15 protein-coding genes and 1 pseudogene are annotated in these 22,442 nt (G+C 41.1%); all 16 read right to left on the bottom strand.

What is annotated here, in order from left to right; translation table 11 throughout:
* Positions 1-7: 7 nt before the first annotated feature.
* Positions 8-406 carry a nuclear transport factor 2 family protein gene (locus tag V7L20_RS18205; protein WP_334745431.1) on the bottom strand — a complete coding sequence of 133 codons (399 nt, stop codon included), beginning with the start codon at positions 404-406 and terminating at the stop codon, positions 8-10.
* A gap of 4 nt (positions 407-410) precedes the next feature.
* On the bottom strand, positions 411-1,202 hold the full coding sequence (locus V7L20_RS18210; protein WP_334745432.1) for a glucose 1-dehydrogenase: 792 nt from the start codon (positions 1,200-1,202) through the stop codon (positions 411-413).
* 34 nt (positions 1,203-1,236) lie between these two features.
* Positions 1,237-2,058, bottom strand: a complete 822-nt coding sequence (locus tag V7L20_RS18215) for an MIP/aquaporin family protein (RefSeq protein WP_334745433.1) — start codon at positions 2,056-2,058, stop codon at positions 1,237-1,239.
* Between the two features lie 511 nt (positions 2,059-2,569).
* Positions 2,570-2,739: pseudogene (locus tag V7L20_RS32765) on the bottom strand (ISH3 family transposase); the annotation flags it as partial.
* A gap of 157 nt (positions 2,740-2,896) precedes the next feature.
* A complete protein-coding gene (locus V7L20_RS18220; RefSeq protein WP_334745434.1) occupies positions 2,897-5,779 on the bottom strand; it encodes an NHLP bacteriocin export ABC transporter permease/ATPase subunit in 2,883 nt (960 codons plus the stop codon).
* A 35-nt stretch (positions 5,780-5,814) separates the two neighbouring features.
* The gene (locus V7L20_RS18225; RefSeq protein WP_442943577.1) at positions 5,815-7,992 is read right to left on the bottom strand and encodes an NHLP family bacteriocin export ABC transporter peptidase/permease/ATPase subunit; all 2,178 of its coding nucleotides are present in this window, start codon (positions 7,990-7,992) and stop codon (positions 5,815-5,817) included.
* Between the two features lie 61 nt (positions 7,993-8,053).
* Positions 8,054-9,499, bottom strand: coding sequence for an NHLP bacteriocin system secretion protein (locus V7L20_RS18230; protein WP_334745436.1), 1,446 nt, complete (start codon positions 9,497-9,499; stop codon positions 8,054-8,056).
* Between the two features lie 57 nt (positions 9,500-9,556).
* Positions 9,557-10,603 carry a hypothetical protein gene (locus tag V7L20_RS18235; protein ID WP_334745437.1) on the bottom strand — a complete coding sequence of 349 codons (1,047 nt, stop codon included), beginning with the start codon at positions 10,601-10,603 and terminating at the stop codon, positions 9,557-9,559.
* Positions 10,604-10,992: 389 nt separating this feature from the next.
* Entirely contained in the window at positions 10,993-11,877 is an 885-nt protein-coding gene (locus tag V7L20_RS18240; protein ID WP_334745438.1) for a GNAT family N-acetyltransferase, read from the bottom strand.
* Positions 11,878-11,887: 10 nt separating this feature from the next.
* Positions 11,888-12,562, bottom strand: a complete 675-nt coding sequence (locus tag V7L20_RS18245) for a hypothetical protein (RefSeq protein WP_334745439.1) — start codon at positions 12,560-12,562, stop codon at positions 11,888-11,890.
* A gap of 426 nt (positions 12,563-12,988) precedes the next feature.
* The gene (locus tag V7L20_RS18250; protein ID WP_334745440.1) at positions 12,989-13,297 is read right to left on the bottom strand and encodes a Nif11-like leader peptide family natural product precursor; all 309 of its coding nucleotides are present in this window, start codon (positions 13,295-13,297) and stop codon (positions 12,989-12,991) included.
* 578 nt (positions 13,298-13,875) lie between these two features.
* Positions 13,876-17,226 carry a type 2 lanthipeptide synthetase LanM family protein gene (locus tag V7L20_RS18255; protein WP_334745441.1) on the bottom strand — a complete coding sequence of 1,117 codons (3,351 nt, stop codon included), beginning with the start codon at positions 17,224-17,226 and terminating at the stop codon, positions 13,876-13,878.
* A 177-nt stretch (positions 17,227-17,403) separates the two neighbouring features.
* Positions 17,404-18,498 carry a cyclic nucleotide-binding domain-containing protein gene (locus tag V7L20_RS18260; RefSeq protein WP_334745442.1) on the bottom strand — a complete coding sequence of 365 codons (1,095 nt, stop codon included), beginning with the start codon at positions 18,496-18,498 and terminating at the stop codon, positions 17,404-17,406.
* A gap of 88 nt (positions 18,499-18,586) precedes the next feature.
* A complete protein-coding gene (locus tag V7L20_RS18265) occupies positions 18,587-19,393 on the bottom strand; it encodes a MinD/ParA family ATP-binding protein (RefSeq protein ID WP_334745443.1) in 807 nt (268 codons plus the stop codon).
* Positions 19,394-19,458: 65 nt separating this feature from the next.
* A complete protein-coding gene (locus V7L20_RS18270) occupies positions 19,459-20,904 on the bottom strand; it encodes a cache domain-containing protein (RefSeq protein WP_334745444.1) in 1,446 nt (481 codons plus the stop codon).
* 271 nt (positions 20,905-21,175) lie between these two features.
* Positions 21,176-21,595, bottom strand: a complete 420-nt coding sequence (locus tag V7L20_RS18275) for a helix-turn-helix domain-containing protein (protein WP_334745445.1) — start codon at positions 21,593-21,595, stop codon at positions 21,176-21,178.
* Between the last annotated feature and the right edge of the window lie 847 nt (positions 21,596-22,442).

Consider the following 22,442-nt stretch of genomic DNA (forward strand, 5'->3'; position numbering starts at 1 on the left):
GCCGGGATTACGAGAACAGTTCTGTTGTATCTGTGTAAAATCTGACGGAAGTTACTGAACCTGCTTGATTGCGATCGGTGAAGGCAACTGCTCGCAGGGTTACAGCCTCTCCATCTTGGCGTTTGTAATGGTTTAAGGCTTCTAAAACAAAAAACAAATCGCTGCCGTAAATGTTGAGTAAGTCGTGTTCCAAGCTATCAAATGTCGTCCAGTAATTCGAGAGAAACTGGACAATCGCTTCTTTACCTTGAACAAGAGGATGATTGTTGGAGAGCATAACGCAATCCTCAGCAAGAAAGCTGCTATACAGTTCAACGTTTTTAGTATCTATAGCTTGTAAATACGCGAGATACCATTCGTAGTTCTGGGGTGAAAGTTGATTAATTCTCAGCTTGTCAGTTTTCACAGGCTTATTGTTCCTGATAGTTCCACAGCAAGCCACCGTCAACAAAAAAGGTGGAACCTGTGATGTAATCGGCATCAGATGAAGCTAAGAATGCCACTAAGTTTGAGACATCCTCTGGTTTGCCTAACCGTCCTAGCGGAATATTTTTTACCAGGGCGTTGAGTTTTTCTTTATCTTCGAGTAAATCTTTATTAATTGGAGTTACGATCGCCCCTGGAGCAACGTTATTAATTGTGATTCCTAATGGGCCTAACTCCACTGCCAAATTTCGCATCATCATCTTAACGCCGCCTTTGCTGACGCAATATGAAGTGAAATGGGGAAATGGCAGTTCTTCGTGAACTGAGCTAATGTTAATGATTTTGCCAGGACGGTTTGTTTGCTTGAGATGCTTCACAAAAGCTTGAGCAGCAAAGAACACACCTTTCAAATTGACATCTGTCACTTTATCGTAGTCTTCTTCACTCACGTCCCAAAAGTCTGCTCGTTTTTCCAGTCCAGCATTGTTCACGAGAATGTCTACTTGGCCAAAGCGATCAATACTTTCACTAATTAATCGTTGAACTTCACTAACTTGTCCTAAATCAGCTTGAATTGTTGCATCTACATCAGATTGCGCCATGTGACATTTGCCGCCAGCGGCCTGCACTTGCTTTAATGTCTCCTGCGCCCCTTCTGGATGAGAGCGGTAGTTAATCACTATACTAGCTCCATCTTGAGCTAGGCGGATAGCGATCGCTTGTCCGATTCCTTGACTACTGCCCGTTACCAACGCTACTTTTCCATCAAGTTTCATAGAGTTCTCCTTTTTATTTAAAAATTGCTTGAATTTATGAATGAGATTCTCTGCCGCAAGGTGCGCTGACGTTCTTGAAAATGCTGCGGTAGTAAGGTACGTGAAACAGCTTGCAGGTCAAAATATCTTGCTTATGTGCCCCAATCACCTTTAAAAAATTAAAGGCTCCTACTGCAAGTAAGGAGCCTAATGAAGGGGCAATGCCATAAATCCATTGATCCTGCCAATTACCGCTAACGAATGCAGGCCCAAAGCTACGGGCAGGATTGAGACTCGTACCAGAAATTGGTGATTCTAACCAAACCATTGTTGCCACCAACAGCCATGTCATTAAAGGTGTCCACCGTAGTAGCCGATACTGACTGAGAAAAATAAAAATGGCGAAAACAAGCAAGAAGGTCATGCTAACTTCCGCAAAGAAGACAACGCCAAGGGAATAGCTATTGCTTGGTAACGTCATGCCGTTTTTAAGGTTGGTAGCGTATTCTTTCCAAACACCAATTAAAACTGTGGCTCCTAAAATCGCACCAAGAAACTGCCCAAAGACATATCCTACAAAATCTATACGGTGCATTTTTCCACGTACCCAAAATGCGAGTGACAAAGCAGGATTGATGTGCGCCCCGCTAAGTTTGCCTAACGGTGAGATAGCAATCAACGATCCCGTACCTGCAAACATCAACCCAGTCAATAGTAGACGAAAACTGCGATCAGGAATCCAATGTTCCATTGGCAAGCCTGCACTAAAGTTGAAAACGACAGCACTCAAACCTACAAAAACCAGCAGGGCAGTTCCTAAAAGTTCTGCTGCATACTCTGCCCAATGCAATTGTCTCCAGCAAATGAGAGCAACCATGATTCACGAAGATGTATTAGTGAAAACTGCCATTAATTTAAATTATTTTGCTCTATTCACAATTAGCATGTATATTCGTTTCATTAAAGTAGGGATAAAAAAGTAACATAGGAACTTAAACAAAGGTATAGTAATAGCCAAGCTTAGTAGACCGAAAAGTTCTGCGATCGCTCTATGATGAATACTTGTAAACCTAATTTTGTCGGTAAAGCTGTACTTTTTGATACAGTTTTTGGAAAAAGCGTCGACAAATAACCCTCTTGTGTCACTCTCCGAAAACATTTGGCTTTTCTGATTTCTAGAGCTTCTATATAGCAAGTGATGGCTTCGCCGCACCGTAGGCATCGCGCCATTCTTTTCTAATAACAAATACAAGACCTATTTTTTATAATAGGAAAGCCTGTATTGACCGACTGATAAAGCTTTCATAGATTAGCTGCTCGGAAAATGATGAAGAGGGATAAGTAGCTCAACCTAAAAAAACGTAAAATAGGCTGAGTACAATATTTATATTTAAAGCCTCTTCCAATGAAAGAAGGTCTGAATATTTCTCCAAATGGTAACGAATATCATTACTAGTTGGAACATTTTTTAACATTTTAGTCGTATTTTTACTTTAGTCGTGTTTTTAATACTATCTCTTTGAGTGGTCACCCGAATTAAAATTTCAAATATATTCCTTACCTAGTTGCCACAGTCAAAAACTCAAAAACTCAGTCATTATTCAATTTACTACAAAAGGAGGGATGAAGGGGCTGCCGACGGCAGCCCCTTCATCCCTCCTTCAAATGATTATCATTATTGCTAATAGAATAGTTTATTTTCTGGAAGTCACTAACTACGCCATTTGCCGAGCCATTAACTGGGCAAATAGTCCCTCAACAGCAGCTAGCTCTTGAAAAGTTCCCTGTTGTATAACCCGGCCAGCTTGGAGTACATAAATGCGGTGAGCGTTGCGGATAGTGCTAAGTCGATGAGCGATCGCAATTCTAGTAACTTGTAGTTTATCTAAACTTTCACTGACAATTGCTTGGGTTCTGTTATCGAGCGCACTTGTAGCTTCATCAAATAACAAAATACGGGGTTTTAATGCTAGAGCGCGAGCAATCAATAACCGTTGTCTTTGCCCTCCAGAAAGATTACCCCCTCCTTCACTCACCACAGTATGCATTTGCATTGGCATGGCGGTAATATCGTCAGCAAATCCCGACATTTGCGCCGCTTGCCAGGCTTCATCTAAAGTAATCTGAGCGCCGCCTGCAATATTCTCAAAAATAGAAGCTGAGTTGAGTTGACCATTTTGTAAAACAACCCCCAATTGTCGGCGTACCGCATCCACATCTAACCCAGATAAATCTTGACCATCGTAGTAAATACTACCTACTTGCGGAGTCTCAAATCCCAGTAGTAATCGGAGGATGGTCGATTTTCCGCTACCAGAGCTGCCTACTAAGGCAATAAACTCACCAGGCTGTGCAGAGATGCACACATCATCCAGTATCAGGAGACCGTCACTGCGGTAGCGGAAAGTCAGATGATCGACAGTAATTTTCCCAGAGAGTCTACCAGGGTCAGCCTTAGTGAGATCCACTTCTGGTATAGTTAAGATAATTGGCTGAGTGCGTTTCCATTCAGGAATGACCTGCAAAACTTCAGTAACTGTATTGCTGACGCCTGTCGTGCCTTGAATAAAGTTGCTAAAGGCTGTATTGAAAGCTAAAAAAGTGCCAAGGGACAATGTTATCCCTCCTGAAGTTTGAGGTTTTTCTAGTAGGCTCATAGTAAACCAAAACAGAACTCCAGAAGTCACTGTAGGCATGACTGTGTTGAAAAGTGCCACAGCATCTTCGACTTGTTGTTTACCGAGTTCCAGCTTAATTTGGCGACTGTAATTTTTACTCCAAAAAGCAAAAGCACGCTCCTGAGCACCTGCAACATGGAGTTTAGAAATGCCATTAATTAGCTGTACCGTCTGTCCAAAAATATTTCCCTGCAATTCTAACAAGGGACGCACATAACGCAGCAGGAGGATACTAGAAATTGTGGTGAAGGTGAATGCAACTATAGCCACAACCACGCCAACTAAGGCTAATTGGAAGTTGTAGTAAAATAATTGTCCTAGATAAAACAATGCAAACAAACTGGTAATCAGATTAATTAAGGTTCTACCACTAAGTTGACGCCGGATGGTACTAATTGAGGAAACGCGGGATTGAAGATCCCCTGTAGTGTACTGACGGAAAAAAGATACTGATAAATTTAGCAGTCTATCCCACACAGCTGCTTGAGTCGAGGCGTCGCCAGTAGTTTCTATCCGCAGCAGAGCAAACCCCTGAGCCAGTTGAAAAACTGCTGTCGCCAAAGCCGCAACCATCAGTCCCAAGCCGACTTGCAACAATAACCCTTTGTCGCTATCTGGAATCGCGTTATCCATTAAAATGGCAGTCGCTTGGGGTGTGAGCATACCCAACAGGGTAACGACAACAGCAGTAAAGAAAATAACAAGCAGTTCCCTAACACGTCCTTTAAGGGCGAATCGCAGGAGATCCAAAGCTGAGAGCGCCCGATCAGGTAAAGACCGATAAAATACATAAGCTATGGGCGCTAGTGTTAAAGCTTGGCTCTGATCTACAGGAGAGCGGGTTTGCTCTACCGAGTCAAAGAGTTCGTAGCGATTACTAGAAACTGGTAATAAGGCTATTGGTCGGTTTTCTGATTGGGTGTAGGCAACTAGTGGCCCACAATCCCTCTCCCACCAGTTGTCCCGCAATAATACGCGTCGCATCCGGATGCGGGAAGCGCGTACAATTGCTTCCAGTGGCTCTTTGACTCGCTGAAGGTTTTCGGAACGAGCGGGGGGGCGAATTTTCACTCCTAAAGCCCTACCTACCGCACCAGCAGCAACCAATAAAGGTGTTCCCTCATTGAAAAAGTCTCCGTCCTGGGAATTGAGAGTCGATGCTAGTTCTCCTAAAGCTTCTGCTGTAACTTGACGGTTGAGGCGTTGGCGATCGCGCAACCGCATCAGTTCCGCCTCTGTTTGTGATCGATCTAAAAGTTCAATGGCGTGCAGGAATTGATTGTGAAGTTGGGATAGTCCTGCCAGAATATTATTTGGGTTGAGGAATTCTCTAGTAGTTTGAGTGGCAAGCTGCACTCCCTCCACTGCTTCTAGCCACATTTTATCGTTAAGGGGAATGATTGCTGTGGCTCTTAGGGTTAATTCTTCAAACCCTAGCCAGCGAACAGTGCCTTGCTCAAGCTCTACCCAAGATACTACACCTGATTGTGGTTGAAAAGTCTGACCTTGGTTGAAAGAAAATCGTGCCTGTCCCTCAGCTTTAACCTGAATTGCGGGAGTAGCAACGTGGGAGAGGGCAGTAGCAATATTTTCCATCCAATTATCTATCCAAGTAATTACCTTAGCATCTTCATTGGCTACTAACTCGCTGAAACATTGCGGATCTAACTTGAGCAATTCTGTTTCCCCCATTGGAACTGCTAAAAATTGACGACACTGACCATAAAAGTTGATAGTAGTTCCAAACAGAGCTGCCGTCTGGTTAAGACTGAACAGATAACGTCGTGTACCTTCAATTACACCATCTTTAACTGTGACGGCAAACAATGCCACACAGCCAGACTGGACTACCCAAACCGTCTGCGAGTCATCTAGCAGGATCGGCTCATTGCCTTTTATACTGTAAACTTGCCCCTGCATTGTCCCTTAGCTCCAATAAGAAATCGCTGTTTTAATTATTGAATTTCTGAAAGCGCTTCTTTGTCAGTGCGAATCAACCGCGAGTACACACCCTCCGCCTGCCACAATTGTTGGTGAGTACCTCGTTGTACCACCTTTCCGTGTTCTAGGACGATGATTTCATCACAGTCTCGAATCGTACTTAAGCGGTGTGCGACAATAATGCAAGTGCATCCTCGTCGCCGCAGATTCTGGTCAATAATTTGTTCTGTCTCGGCATCTAGAGCGCTGGTGGCTTCATCCATAACCAGAATTGCGGGGTTATTAACCAAAGCACGAGCAATTTCTAACCGTTGTCGCTGACCCCCACTTAAATTTGCAGCACCCTCTATCAGTTCGGACTCAAATCCCCCAGACATGGAGAAAACCACATCGTCAATAGCTGCATCTTGACAAGCTTGAATGAGATTTTTGTCTGGTATAGTCGCATCCCAGAGAGTAAGATTGTCTCTGATAGTGCCACCGAACAGTAGGATATCTTGCTCTACCAGAGCCACAGAGCTAGTTAGTATTTGGTGTGAAATCTGTTGTCTAGGTATACCATCAAAGAGAATTTCTCCTGTCCAAGGTTCATAAAGCCTGCTGACCAGCTTGGCAATGGTAGACTTGCCAGAACCACTCCCACCTACCAAGGCAACTCTTTGACCAGGTTTAATGGAGAGATTAAAGTTTTCAATCATTGGAGAGTCGAGGCGGCTATAGCCAAATGTGATGTTTCGCAACTCCACATACCCCTGTAAACGCGAAGATGCAAATTGAATCACATCATCTGGTTGTTCGCTTTTAGTTTCTACTTGCGGGTCTACAGGGTTGTCTAAAACATCATCCAGGCGAATCAGATTGCCCTCTAGTTCTTGCAACGTACTACCAAAGCTGACAAGATTGTTTACAGGCATCTGGAAACTTTGCATCAAACCTTGAAAGGCTACAAGCATCCCAATGCTGAGATGCCCATCCATAACGCGTAAACCACCTACAACCAACAATAGCATCGAAGAAAGCGCCGACAAAAGCGTAGGTAATACAGAAAATGTTTGGTTAGCCACTCCCAGTTCCTGCTGGGATTGGATAGCTTTAGTGTAATAGCCAGACCAGCGACCAAAGAAATCTGATTCCAACCCCGACGCTTTCAAGGTTTCTATGGTTTGAAGTGCAGCTATGGATAAGCCAGCAGCTTTACCATATTCTTGGATCAATCGTTGATTAGCATCTACACGCTGGCGAGAAATCCACTGTAAGGTTAAGACATTGACTGCGGCAAAGCTAACTACAAGCAACGTCAACACCCAGTCATATTGGAGCATGACCAGAGCATAAAAAATTACCATTACTGCATCAATGCCAGTAGTTGCCAACTTTCCTGACAGGACATCAGCTATTTGATTATTGAGAGTAGTGCGGTTACTGATTTCTCCGGCAAATCGTTGGGCGTAAAAACTTATAGGTAAACGTAGGATGTGCCAGAGAAAGCGGCTGCACATCCCAACAGCTAATTTGATTTTCAAGCGGCGCAGGTAGCGCAACCGCAGTAACGTTAGCGACCCTTGGAGTACAGTGGCGATCGCCATCGCTAACAGCAGTGGTCGCAGCCAGTCATGCCGTTGCTGTACTAAAATGTCGTCTACAAACACTTGGCTAAAGACGGGTACTGCCAACCCAACTAAAGTTAAGAAAAATCCCGCAACTAAACAGTAAACTAAAGCACCAACAGCACTACTCAGTCGTGACGACAGAGAGAGGATCATGCTAGGTTTGCGACCACCTTTAGTAAACTCTGAGCCTGGTTCCAAGACCAATACTACTCCAGTATACCCTTCGTCAAATTCTTCTAAGGATACACGACGCGGCCCCGTAGCCGGGTCATTAAGATAAACTCGCTGTTGGCGAAACCCCTCTACTACAATGAAATGGTTAAAGTTCCAGAAAACAATATAGGGAGGGCGTAGTTCTTGGAGTTGCTTTAGCCCTTTTTTAAAGCCTTTAGCCTGGAATCCATAATTTCTCGCAGCTTTAAGGATATTTGATGCCTTAGAACCATCACGGGAAACTCCACAGTCTCGCCGCAGTTGGGGGAGTGGTACTATCCGACCGTAGTAACCGAGAATAATTCCCATAGCAGCAGCACCACATTCTACTGCCTCCATTTGCAGCAGAGTGGGTGTCTTGACGCGCATACCTCTACTTGTTAACAGTGCTTGCAAGTCCTGCCAAAGATTAATTGGTTTTACTATCGGGTTAGTAGATACCACTTAAAGACCTCAAAATAGGAAATATATAAGTGATGGGAGCGCGTTCTTCCACCTTGACTCGCGCTACAGTAGTAGTCCCAGAAGAAATTTTCAACTGCGGCCCAGTGGAGGAAGACCATTTATAACCACTGGGGGTGCTGGAATCTAGCTCTAGATTAGATAATACTTGTATCACAGCTTCCTGTTTTTCAGATACTAAACTTTCTACCACTTCTGAATTGCCTACCTCCGAAGCCGCTGCCTCTTTTGTAATTGGGAATTTTGAGAGGCTAGTGACATTGCCAACAATGCCGCCATAACGTTCCCTTTTAACGGTTTGAGGGGTAATTTGGATTGCCATCCCTGGTTGAATTTTCTTGCCATCCGAAACTGGAAAATACATAACGCTAACTAATTTACTCTTAGGATTCTCAGCTTCTATGGTTGCTAGGCGAGTTCCTGCACTGATAACTTGTCCAGGTGTGAGTGTGATTTCTAGAATACGTCCGCTATATTGACTAATAATTTGGGTGTTATCGCCTAGTTGCTGTTGGAGTTTGGCAATCTCTCGTTTAAGTTCTTGAATCTCGTTTTTGCGGGTAGTTGCAATTTGCAGGTCTTGTTGAGCTTGGCTGGCTGCTTTACTATTTTGTTCTTGCAACTGGGCTTGGATGTTTTTGATTTCGTTCAAGTTGGAAAGGTATTGTTGTTGTGCATCTGCTTCCTTAATGTCTAGTTGTTTCAACTGAGATTCAGCTTCATCGATGTTTGCACGGGCATCATCGTATTGTTGCCGCGCTTCCAACACTACATCATCAGGAATCGCTCCCTGTGTTAACAGCCTCTGGCGGTTTTCTAGTCTCTTTTTATGAGTAGGAAGCAGCCCTTGGAGTGTTTGCAAGCGTCGTTGTAGGTTTAGGCGATCGCGCCCGATTGACACCAGCCCTTTGTCCCTCAACACAGGTGTCAAATCCTGGACAATTTTTAATCTTTGCTCAAGAGTTTGGCGTTGCTCTTGAGTTGCCTTTATGTCAAGCTGCTGACGCTGCCCTTGTAACAAACTTGCATTGCGATCCTGATCCTCTAATTGGACTAGTTTGCCACGTGCTAATTGTAATTGCTTACGCAGGTCAACTTGGTCAACCGTTGCCACTACATCTCCCTTGTTAACGACATCCCCAACATTGATATTCAGAGCAAGTAATTGCCCTGAACTTTTAGATTGTACTGGTACAACTTGACGTGGAAAAATCAGTACACCTTTCCCCTCAACAGTGATTGGAATGCGTCCAAAAATACTCCAGATCAGGGCGACACCTATTACAGAACCCAAGCCGACTAAAGGTAGCCAACTTCTAGGACTCACTACGTGCATCAGTTGGTCTAGTCTTTCAGGAGATGATAGACGCTCTAGAGATTCTTTGCGAAATAGGCTTTGCTTCTGGCGTAACATTTTTGTTTAAGTTAACAGTACTTTTGCTAGCTAGGGATGATTGAATATATCTAACTTCTATGCTGCCTCAGTATTTGTACAGACGCAGAGTAAAGAGGAAAACTTTTGAGGCAGTTTTTCCCATGTAGCCATATTGGCGACTTCTAGTCTGATTAATTCTGAGTCAGGTAGAGCAAGCTCATCCCACAGAGTAATCAAATCGATGACAGTTGCGTACCAGAGTAATGGTGTATCAGCGCGTCCAAAAGCCAGGAAGTCGGATGCACGTTCTAGAAAAGTGGCAAAATCGTTATTTACGAATGCTTGTTTAATAAGCAACCAAACGCAAGCTTGCAGGTGGCAGTGACGGTTATGATTAGTTTGTAAGTGCAGATGAGCGAAAGTAACCGCAAACAAATGACGCGCCAACTGACGGTTCTGTCCTGCTAAGATAATAGCGATTTCACTGGTGACTTCTGCAAACATAATAGCGACAAGCTCTGGGGATTGACGCGCTACACGTTCATAACCCCAAATACCTGAAATTGGTAAAACCTCCGATACTCCTTCAAGATAGCTGAGAATCTGACAGGCTAGCTCAAGAGCGTTTTCAAAGCAGGTGCGTTGTGCATCGATTCGCACAAGATTATGAGCGAGGTGGATGCGATGTAGGAAAAGAATATCGTAGCCATATTGTGATTCCAAAACCACATCATTGGCGATCGCTTTAAAGATTCGGTTACGAGCTTTATCAAAATCACCACGGCGATAATCAAGGTAGGATTCTGACTGCTCTAGTAAAGACTCGTAAAGTAAACTGCCCTCCAAAGAAAGTTTATTTAATTGTAAGGGTACACGCGCTTCTGCAAATGCACACTCAGCTGTCATTAGGTTTCCTTGGCGTACAGCATTCAAACCTTGAAACCGAGCATTCCCAAACTTACCCATGAGCTTTTGGTCTGTGAGCGGCAAACGTGTTGTAATTAATCTTAGCAACTGTTCTTCGACTAATTTGTTAGCACTATCTGTTGTAGTTTTAATAGGTTTTGCATAGCCTCGCTGACAATGCTCTAGTGTAGTTTTAAAGAGTTCACTGTATAAATTAGCTGCTGAATCACATGACATATTGCACACTTTTATCACTGAAAAATATGATTTTTATAATCATCTATTAAATCAATATAAGTATTTTTTGTTCAAAGATTTAGTTAAGCATAATATTTTTTGCATTTTTTGATTTCTCATCTAAAATAAAAAATAAACAGATGCATATTTTTTCGCAAATAATAATAATTTAATACTTCATAACTTCCTAAAAAATTTATTTTTTATTCAGAATTTTAATAAAGTGAGTTACTAGCTAGTGTCCATAAACAGTATTGTTTTAGATACCAAAACCCAATTTTTAAGTACTCATTAATCTTAAAAAAGTAAATTATTTACTTAAAAGTAAGCACTTTTTGATAACTAGCAACTTGGGTTAATAAGGAATTATAAACATTATGCTATGGTTTCTATTTTAATTCTTTAATAGTACCTCTAGTTTCGGTAATAGAAGTCAAATAAGGTGTCCACCGATGCTTAATAAAATCTACCATAGGCTTATGTATGAATGGGGTAGTCCAAATAACGTTAGGAATTTTAGCTTTAACTTGACGCTTACCAGCCTCAGAATATAAGGAAATAACTCTCCCCATTTTCTGCAAATCTTCTCTCACAAAAGAACAGGTGTAGCGGATAGTGTCTAAAGAAATACGATGATTAATTACCCATCCTACTACCTGTCCTTGGTAACGCAAACCTAAACTATTTAATGGCTCTAAATGCTTTTCGTATTGAAAAGGAGTCAAATTTTTAGCAATTAATGATTGAGCTTTCATCTGCTCTTGAATTATTTCTCGCTCTTGTTTAGTAATTTCCACCCAAGGAAAGATGCTATATGAAGAAGGAAGGCGGCTGTATTTCTTCATCCAGTTAGCTTCCATTATTGTCTCTGCATTACCCTTGCATACCAACATCCGGGGTTGGGGGGGTGTCCAGTTGCATTTTTCTAGCAGGCGTTCTAAAGCAAGCGTTGTAGGCTTTCCAGTCATATAGACCAAGTTAATTTTTGTACATCCTCTCCCTCGCAGTTCTTCTTCTAAACGGATAAGTAAACTTGTTCCTATCCCAGTACAACGATATTGAGGTTCAACAAATATAGAGTAAACCTCGCCAGAGTTATCATTCTGCTTGATTTCACCAAATGCTAAACCAATAGGTTGCTCTAGATAAGAAGCCGCGATCGCAATCAAAGATTTTTCTGAACCTATATTCCGCAGGAAATACCGGAAGCTAGGAAATGTCAAATTTTCATATTTAGCTGCTGTTGAATCTTTGAGAATATTAAGTGTATACATTTGCTACCTCTTACCAATGGAGTTGCCAAGCATTTTGATAAAATACACCATGTCCTTGAAGAGTAATTCTCTCATCTTCTGGTTGTAAGTTTTTTATTGGAGCAATTTGGTGAACTATATGTCCAGAATGCAATATCAGTCCACCCCTTTTGTAAGGATGAAAACTCTTTTTTCTCCTACTTGCTAATTGCTCAATTTCTTGGTGTTCTAGTCCTTTAACTTCGTCATATTGCAAATCCCACATATATATTCCTGCACCATATTTCGGTAGACTAACTGTTTGGGTGAAAGAAATGGGATTGTTAAAGTCTACTTTTTCTGAAGAATCCCAATGGAACATATAAGATTTGTCACAATGAACTGTGCCCATTGGTTGCTCAAATGCTTTATCTGCCAAAAAGATATGAAAACCAGGTAACGCTAAATTGTCTGGGTAGGATGTGGGCGCTTGCAAAAACTTTTTAAGAGTATCTGTTAACCGCTCATATAACCATCCTAAATGTTCGCGCAGAATGGAATTGTAGTGTTTTGCTTGCTTATAGTAGCTTTGTTTATCTTTAGGTACATCATAAGGACTTGCTAATCCTAATGTGTAAAAAGGTAGGGTGTGATGTCTGGGAATCCAGAATTCTTTGAGTTCGTGTACTGTCGAACGAACCTTTAAACATTCTTCTTTCGTAAGCAAGTCAACCTCAAATTTCATAGACTTAAACAATCACAAATTTTTAGGTTTAATAAAACCTTAGTACAACTTTGCATAAATTCGTGGCGAATTGAGAGTTGAAATTTCAACGCATAGGCGTTTCGGCTTCCTGCTGCGTAGGGACGCAGAGTTTAGCGCTCCAGAGAAATCAAAAGCTCAGGCTTCCTTAGATAGATGGCTTTTTTGCCAATACCAAGGGTGAATAGAACTTTCATAAGAACGCAGAGGTTTGATACAGAACAATTTTTTTCGCTACGAACTTTTGGACAATGATGTAAAACTGTTCTATATTTTTATTGCTCATAATTAGACTTATCGCAAATTAGGTTTTAAACCTTGATTTATAAGATTTGTAACTTAATTTGCAGATAAGCCTATTGCTAATTGCTTATGCTCAAAAGTTGACTTTTAACACTTACTACCCAAACAGCTGCTAATCAGCAGACAAAATGTGAATTTAGTATCTAATGGACAACCTCCTTTTCCACCAGCCACAGCTTCTAGCTGTTGGTCGCTAAGTTCGGCATTACCTTGTTGAGCTTTTTGGCTAATAAAATCTTCAGCTTCTTGAACCGTGAAAGAATAGCCATTCTCTTGACCCAACTGCACAGCCTTTTCATAAAAGCTTTGTGGGTTTTCAGCTTGTCCTAGCTGCTCTTGCAGTTGTTGATTATTCTCAACAAAGATGTAAAACTGTTCGAGATTTTCCTTACTCATGATTGTCAATTCCTCATGTTCAAATATTGTTAATTAGAGCATTATCAAGACAACTTTTACTGAAAAGTTATACTTTTTTTTGCTCATATTTTTATAATAATCTGCGTATTTATTTCAAACAATCACATTTTTTTAGTTAAATTAGAGGATATTTTTAGTTTGGTAATTTATAGAAAAGAAAAAAACTTGCCATAAAAAATAAGGCAAGTTTAAAAAACCAAGAACAAGCAATTATTATCAAGCTATGATTGTTATTTATTTGTGACAAGAACACAACAGATTAGCAAGGATTTATTGACAAATAGTTAAGTCAATTTTCTCCATTTTTACCTAATTCACTAATCAATATATATTTTTAGTTGTTTCATAATCTAAGCTATTTGGGGTAATTATTGTAACTAAGAAAAGTTTTTTGCAGACAGGTTATTTCTTCTTTAATCAGCAGCCAGTTTGACTCTAAAATATTTGCAAAATTAAACTCATTACTCTGATAAAATATTTTGTATTATCCACTATTTTCCGGAATCTAATAATGGAATTACTTCTGTCCTGACGAGGAGGAAGTTGGTGTGGCGATTTTATTCCCAAAGTAGTACAGAAGGTAAGATTTCTGGGAAGGCTAACCGCAATAATTGGTAACCAATACCAGCAGAACCTTGGAAGAAACAAGGACTAAACACAGATTTAGGCAAGTTGCCAAACAACTCATAATTCCCTGTTTGTGTTGCTCGTTGCACTGTCATAGCTGCTAGTTCTTGAGCGGATTGATACCATTGGGGACTATTAAGCTTTTGGGCTGCCACTAACATTACTTCTGCACGCCCCAAATTACCGCAGCAGAGTTGATCTATGTTCTGCCAACCATTCTTCTGAGTAGTTTGTAATGCTACTTCTATATCGTTGAGAATTTCTTGTGTCTGATAAATCGATAAACCCCCTAATCGTCCCAAAGCAATGCCAGGAGAGCCATGACACCAAGTTGTCCAAAAAACAGGTGGTGAGGCAGGGTTATAAATGGGAATGATTTCCCGCCAGTTACTAGCAGTAGGGTAGAAAAAGTTGTTTTCGTAGGCGATCGCACTACGAGCCGCATCTAAATAAGCACTGTCTTGCGTCACTGCATAAAGTCGCAACAGTGAATAGGCGATACCAGCCGCACCATGAGAGAAACCAGTCAAGGGTTTGGGAGTTGCAGTTTTCAGGATGTAGGCTTTGTGACAATACTCAAGCAAGTGCTGACCGCAGGCGATTGCTCGTTGCAAAACCTCTGGATTTTCTGTTTTTTGATCAAGTGCTAACAGTCCTAAAATTGCTCCTGCGGCTCCTGAAATGATGTCATACTTGCGATCAACGGCGATCGCACTAGGTGTGATCAATTTAGCAACTTGTTGAGCATCTTCACATAAATGAGGCAACTCTAGGAATTGGCTGACTTTAACCAGAGAATAAATCATTGACCCAAGTCCTGTTGCACCGCCAATTCCCATATCTAGAGCAACACTTTGGATCGTCTGGGCATCAGATGTTTGCAAAGCTTTTTGTAAAGGCTGTATAGCTTTCAAAGCTAAATCGCCAAACTGGGTGTTCCCTGTACAATGAGCTAAAGCTGCTAGAAATAAAGCGATACCACAATTACCATCGTAAAAACTATAACCCAAAGGCTGAAGTTGGAACCGCTCGGCGTTGAGAACATAGCTCAAACTAATCCAGGTGAGGCTACCATCCGCACCACTGATAGCTCGTTGCTGAATTTCGCTAGCAAGCTCGAACGCCTGCTGTTGCAATTGTTCTGATGTCAAGATTGGTGCAGCAGAGTTTATTGGCTCCCCTGTTGTAGAGTTACTGGTTTCAGCTTGTAGAGTTCGCGCTTCTCTAGCATAAAAAGCTAACTGAATAATCCCCACTTGTTGTGCCAAGTGGCTTTCATCAAGCTTTTGCAGTCTAGTTACAACTTGGGATAAGCAGGATTCTTGAAAATACTCAGCTATACTTTGCTTTGGCCCAAAAGTGAGGCGATCGCTACCAGCAGGGGCGCTAAAGTAAGGAACATCCAACTGCCCTATTGCTTTTAGTTCCACTGATAAAATTGGCCAAGCCTGGGGCTTGTTCTTGCTGCTAAGAAAAGACCGACTCAGGACATCTACTTCTATGCTCCAGTCCAACCCGTGTCGGAGAAATTCTGGAGTCATAACCTTATTGAGAGCAATACCATAAATTTTCGTAGGGCGAAAAATGAATCGCACATCCTGGGAACGAAATGCAGCAAGGGGACTATTAGGTGCTAGTAGTGCTTCCCGTTGTCTAATCAGAAAGCGATACATTTGCTCAAAACCACTGACTAACTCATCAATATAGTTATTAGGCGATAGTGCCACCCCATTCAAAGTAGGTATATTTGCTTCAACGGGTCTGTCAATCTTCTCGTACCCCTGGTGCATATCATCCGTGTTGATGTCTCTCCAGACTGGCATCGGTATTGGTACTGGCTGAACATCAACGCTACCCAAACCACTAAAATCGCTGGCAATAGAGCTATCTTCATTAAATTGCCACATTGGCAATAACCCTATGGTCAGGACTGAATCAAAAAGTTGATTTGTTGCCATTGAAGCAGCTGTTTGGTCTAAAAAATCTTCCATCAATTTTGCTTCGTGGTGCATTACGGTTTCCATATCAACCAGCACTAAATGCTCGCCACAGGCAATTAAATTTTCATTGTGACAGTCAGTTGCTCCCAGAACATATAGCAGGCACAACAACATTCCCGCCCGTGTGTAAAAATGTTGTGCTGCTGTTTCATTTGCACAGGGACGTTGCTCTACATACTCTACCCAACCGTAGGTTTTCTTATTTAAAACTTTGAGAGTTTTGAAGGCTAAATTAGGATTATCGATTTCCTGTTCTTTTGGTGAAGTAAATTGTTGATTACACCATTCTAAAAACTGCTGAAATGTAACTTCTAATCCTAAGTTCTTCGGTTTATAGATAAGCTTGAAGCCAGACTCAAATTTTAGGCAAATAACTGAGCGGTTTTGATTGTGTAGATCAGATAAGGTTGATTTAACTTCTATTACTTTATCAGCCTGTAGTACGCTAGATATCTGCTGATTGAATAAATGCTGAATTTCTGGTAAATCAAAATTTAGTCTCTCTAAAAATTCGCCAGTTGATTCTACCCAAAAGTCAAGAGTTGTTGCTATTAATCTACCTAATACAGGATATTTTTGAAAAAACGCCAGCAATCCGTCAGACAATAATTTTTCAACAAAAGCATTGTATTTAACTTGACTAGACGTACTTTTTGTCTTTTTTATTACTATGTTGAGCAAGTTCTGTCCCAAGGGACGAGAATGAGAAAATTCAAACTCCAAAGTTTTTGCAGTGAGATTAAACAATCTTCCGAGTAAAGCCTGTTCCAAACTCAGATAAGCTGGTTCAGTCAGGATTTTCAATGGTAAATTTTCTGAAGATAATGAAATTGAACCCAGACGTTTGAGTAATTGCTGTCGCGCCACCAAAATCAGGGGTAGTAGTATGTCTTCAAAAGGATAAGGATTTTCAGGAACAATTGGGCTTGGCAATATATTTTTTAAGTGAAATTCTGAGACTATGCGAATAATTTCGGTTAAAGTGTTTGCCCAATTTGGCAATGATTCACTATTTAAGACAGGTGTTCTTCCTAGTATCTGACGCACCCTCTCAATATTCCATTCATCCCACTCTAAGCGCTTATTGTATTCTTCTTGGTCTCCCTGAGCAACAACTTTACACCAGTTGACGAGGCGTGTATTAGCTTCCTGTTCATTAATTTGGTTGACGTTTATCTGGATACGCTCATCATTGATACGTTCCCATATAAATGTAGCTTGACTAACAATTTCTGCTATGTCTGATTTAGTTACTATTGTCCGAGGTTGAGTTGATATCATATTATCAGTTTTCCATTATCTATTTTGTCAGTGTTATCAATTATACGTACTTAATAAGTAAGACGACCTGGTATCAACTAAAATGAACTATCTATCTGTAAAGTAGCAATCTTATGTATGAGATTTATTTTGAATAGCTACTATACTGGCGCTTTTGATACATTTTTTTAGCTGGTGCTAATTGACTCTTAATCGTTCCAACATCCAATCAAACCTTTTTCCAGACAGCGCTACACGGTCTAAAACACTGATATCCAGTTCATCCTCATATTTCACATTTTCAGCCAACGACAAGCCTTTGCTATAAACCCGCCTACCATAACCTAACCGACTCAACATTCCCTGTAATCTTTGGGAAAGTAAAGTAACAATTACTCGATAAAAACGAGATGCAAATCCTACATCCTGCTGTAACTTTACTGCCATTTGCTGTCGAGAAATCGATAACACAATTGCATCTTCCACCGCCTTCACAGTTGTAAAAGAAAGGCGACCATCAATGAAGGGTGTTTCTCCTATGATTTCGCCTTTTGATAATCTTGCTATTTCTCTACCAGAAATTTCATTACCCTCCATAACAGCAAAAGCACGCACCAAGGGATTACGCTCATTTTCCGAAATAGATAAGGACATAGTTCCATCTAAAAGAATATACAGAGCATCCACAGGGCCTTTTTCGTTGATAAGTACGGTATTAGCAATAATTTTTTGTGGCGTTCCACAAGCCATCATCCAATCAATGTCGCTATCATATAATTCCCCTAAAACAAACAGCACATCCTTCAAAGGCTGATCTTGTGCTAGACTGTTACGACCAAATTGATTGATCATGCTTTGCAGTCTATCTGCTAACATAATTGCGATCGCTCGATAAAAGCGTGAAGCAAAACCAACGTCTTGCTGCAATTTTGCTGTCAATTCTCCTACAGGAATTGACATTATTAGAGATTTTTTTACAGCCTTAATGGTTGTAGCTATTAGGCTAGTACCTAAAAAAGGAAGTTCTCCTACTACCTCACCACTTGATAATCTTGCAATCTCTCGACTTAAGATTTCATTACCCTCAATGGCAGCAAAAGCACGAGTTAGAGGATTATTGTCTGGTTGAAAGATGTTAACTGTTAAAATGCCATCTAGTAGAATATGTAGGAAATCAACAGCTTTTCCTTCTTGAATGAGTACAGTGCCAACTGCTATTTCTCTTTGATGACCTGTAGCAATCATCCAATTGATGTCACTGTTAGTTAATTCTTTAAGTAGAACTTCTGTCATAGGTTAGTTACCCTATGTTTTATTAATGAAAATTTGAAGAAAAGCATATAGCAGGCAAATACACTAGTACAAAATTCCTGTTGGTTGTTCAAGAGCGACTACCTCCCATAATTACTTTCTTTTGCTCACCGAAAATCTGTGCAGCAATTTCTTTTACTGTCTGGCTAAAAGGATGGTCAGAGTGGCGCAGACAGAAAATATCGCTGCTTCCTAGCTCAACTATCTCTTCAGAAAGAGGTACAATACCAGCTACAGGAGTCTTGTAGAGTGTCTCTATCTGTTGTTGTAAGGCATCGAAGTCCAACGTTGGCAACACTTTATTGACCACCAATAACATTTGGGATACCTCCAACTTTCTCGCTACATCTACTGTGACAGCTGTACCCTGAAAGTCTTGGTTGTCTGGACGTAAGATGACAACCAAAATATCGGAGATAGCGATAGAAAGTAAAGTTTCTTCATTCAGACCAGGGTGAGTGTCAATCAATAGGTAATCCAGATTCAGATAGCGAATCAGATCCTCAAAGCCATCGTTGAGTCGGCTGACATCATAACCCTCGCGCAGGATTCGGGAAATTTCACTAGCCTTTAAACTGGAGGGAATCAGATAGAGGCTGTCAGGAGTCACAGCTATGTGATCTTCCGTTTTGAGAGTGTTACTGACATTGTAGACAGCTTCTTTAATCGCACAGCGACCCCACAAGTAATCATTGAGGGAGCGATTTATCTTTTCCTCATTTAGACCAAAAATAATGTGAATCCCTGGTGATTGAATGTCGGTGTCAATAATACCTACACGCTGTCCGTTACGGGCAATAGTAGCACCTAAGTTGGCAATCAGATTTGATTTGCCTGTTCCACCACGGAATGAGTGAACGCATACAATTTTTGTCATAGTGCAATACTTAGTAATATGATTTGTTGACCAAAGAAAGGCACAAAATAAGAGGCAGGAAAAAGTCAGGAATCAGCTTCTAATGCCCGATTTTTTAGATTTTGCGCCTTTTTATATAGTTGCTGGAAGTAATCTATCTCCATTTCACTAGCTTCTACCTTTCGAGCCTTGAGCTTTCGAGCTTTTTTGTGCAACTGTTGAAAGTAATCTGTCTGAGTAATTTCGGCTACCTGACTAGCTCTTTTAGCTTCGTCAATCTCAATGTGTAGTTGCTTCACTTGCTGTTTAAGCTTCTGCTCTCGTGCTTTCACCTCTTGAGCCATCTCTAGAAAAACGCGCACCAGTTGACCGATGTCGTCAGTTGTGCTTCCGGCTTTAACCAATTTGTCAGCATCAAAATCATCCTGCTTCACTAGTGCTTGCGCTGCTTTTGTGAGGGCACGAATCGGTTTGGCAATGCTCCGTGCCAGTAGCAGTGCTACAATCACGGCGATCGCTCCTACTGCTAGTAAACTCAGGATACTTTGCCAGATGAGGCGATTAAGAGGAGCAGAAAACAATGCGATCGGTTTGTTTACTCCCAACACCCAAGGTTCCTCGTCTAGAGGGGCAAAGCCGATCATTAAGCGCATCTGTTCTAGAGTTGAATAATAGCTGGTGTGACCAGGCTGTTTGGCTCTCACCATCACCTTTGCTAACTCTGAAAGTTCTAAGCTTTTAATCTGATTCAGGCCATATTGCCTATTGCTCTGAATCTGCTTGAGTTTCTCTAGCGGCAAGCGAGCCAGGCTAGTGTAGAGGAGGGATTTATCAGGGTGGCTGATAATTACTCCATGCTCGTCAACCAAGAAGGCATTGCTCCCAGTGCCTGCCTGCAACGCATTCACAATTGCCCAGATGTCCTGTCCCTTAACCTTTAAGACTGCCACTCCTACAATTGTGCCGTCCTCAGACCGCACAGGATTAGAAAAGTAGATGCCTGGTCGTCCACTAGTTGTACCAACCAAAAGGCTAGAAACGTCAGAGTGTCCCCCAAGTGAGTGTTGGAAATATTCGCGGAAGGCGTAGTTTTGACCAATGAATGTGGGATCTGTGGCAGCGAGGCAGCGACCCTTTCTATCCATGATATAGATAACATCATAGTCAGGGTTGGAGTGAAAAACATTGTCTAGCGATCGTTGCATGGAGGAGCGAAAAGCTGTTTGCTTCTGGGGCGTGACAGAAGCAAAAAAATTTACCACATCTTTATCAGTACTGATTTGGACAACAACACGCTCGATATCGATAATTAACTGGTCGAGCCGTTTAGCATTACTGGTGGCTAATAATTCCAGTTTGCGGTATTCGCCGGCCTTGACACTTTCTAAGCTCTGTCGCAAATTGTAGTACACGGTGAAGGTCATCGGTATAAGCGTAGCTAAAACCAATGCTGCCGAAATTTTGGCAGTGATCGACCAGGCAGGTGGGTAAAATAACCGATGGAAGTGCTTCAATTTGACTTTTTCTGTCATTCTTTGTGTGTCGTCAACAGTTTATTTAAATTGTCTGTTTATTGCCAAAATTTTCACTTCATAAGCTCTATGAATCTGAGATTTTGTCATAACTCATTTAGGATGGCTATATAGATTTTTCTAACTTCACAAGCAAAAAAACTAGAATATTTTTGACGCATTAAAAACAACTAAAGTTTTACAGACTAAAAGCTATAAATAACAATATGTTTGAGTTAATCTAGCGCTTATTGCCTTTTACTCTACTTGCATATTATGAGTTACTATTGCTCTAGCTTCGCTGGGTCTTTCTCCAAATTTGGGGCGTAGTTCCGTGGTACTGGCGAAACTGCCGGAAAAAATGACTCACATATTGATACCCTATTGCCTCAGCAATCTGATTCACAGATTGGTTAGTTTCTAGGAGTAAAGCGCGTGCTGCTACCATACGACGCTCGGCAATCCAATCATTTACCGTATGTCCCGTATTACGTCGTACTAGGTCGGTTAAATAAGCTGCACAGTAGCCAACTGCGATCGCCACATCAGACAAGCTAATTGGTTGATTATAATTTGCCTCAATAAATCGGAAAACCTTATTCAACAAGGAGTCAGCAGGAAAGATTGGCATTAGATCGTTTAATGGTTTAATAACGTCAACAAGGGGTGACTCTAGCACTGGTTGCGAGGAAGCAATGTACCGATTTTTCATGAATGTTGATTTAGGGTATTACTAACGTCCACCTTACTTTTTGCCTCTGTTATGTCATCAATTCAAAAATCAAAATTTTCGCTGGAATTCCTAATTAATGGTTTTTTGCCTACACCTACCTCACTAGACTTTGCCCTGGTACGTACTTTTGTTTAGTACCATTCAGATATGAGGAATATCATGTCTGCATCATAGCCTGGGATTAGGTTTAAATTATCCCCTTTCACGTACCTTCTTTTGCCTCTGTAGTGACATCATTCCAAAACTTAAAATTTTCGCAGGAATTTAATCTTATTACAAAAGTTCATATTTAACCAAAATTAACTATAAGTTGATGCAAGGCACGAACCCTTAATAAAATACAAGCCCCTTTAAGTTTCACTTGAAAGGCAGAACACCCACCATTTTTTGGGAAGAGCCAAACCAAAAATATATTTGATAAGGGTAGCATTCTCTTACAAAGTTGAGAGCAGTGGTTAACGCCACTCTGGCTTTGCCCAAAGCCAGACTAAGTATCAACTGGCAACTCTCTACAAAAAACTGCTCAGAAAATTTTTTCTGAATTTCCGCGAAAAACTTGAACTTGAGTTTGATAACTAGATAATAGCTCTACTAATCCAGGTACTAAACATCAAGTTATGGATTCGTTTATTAGAAATTTAAATAGTTAGAGGCATCTCTAGACTACTTCTGTAAGTATTTCACCAGGAGATTTTCTATGACAAACGTCCACACAGCAAGTAATCTAAACTAACAACTCCAGCATCTGGTTGCTCAAGCTTGTTTGCATCCAGCAAAGAGTTTGATGCGGCGGCAAAAACTTAGTGAGATAGTTAGAGTTGTAATG

Origin of the sequence: Nostoc sp., assembly GCF_036916735.1 — a bacterium.
Taxonomy (GTDB): Bacteria; Cyanobacteriota; Cyanobacteriia; order Cyanobacteriales; family Nostocaceae; genus Nostoc.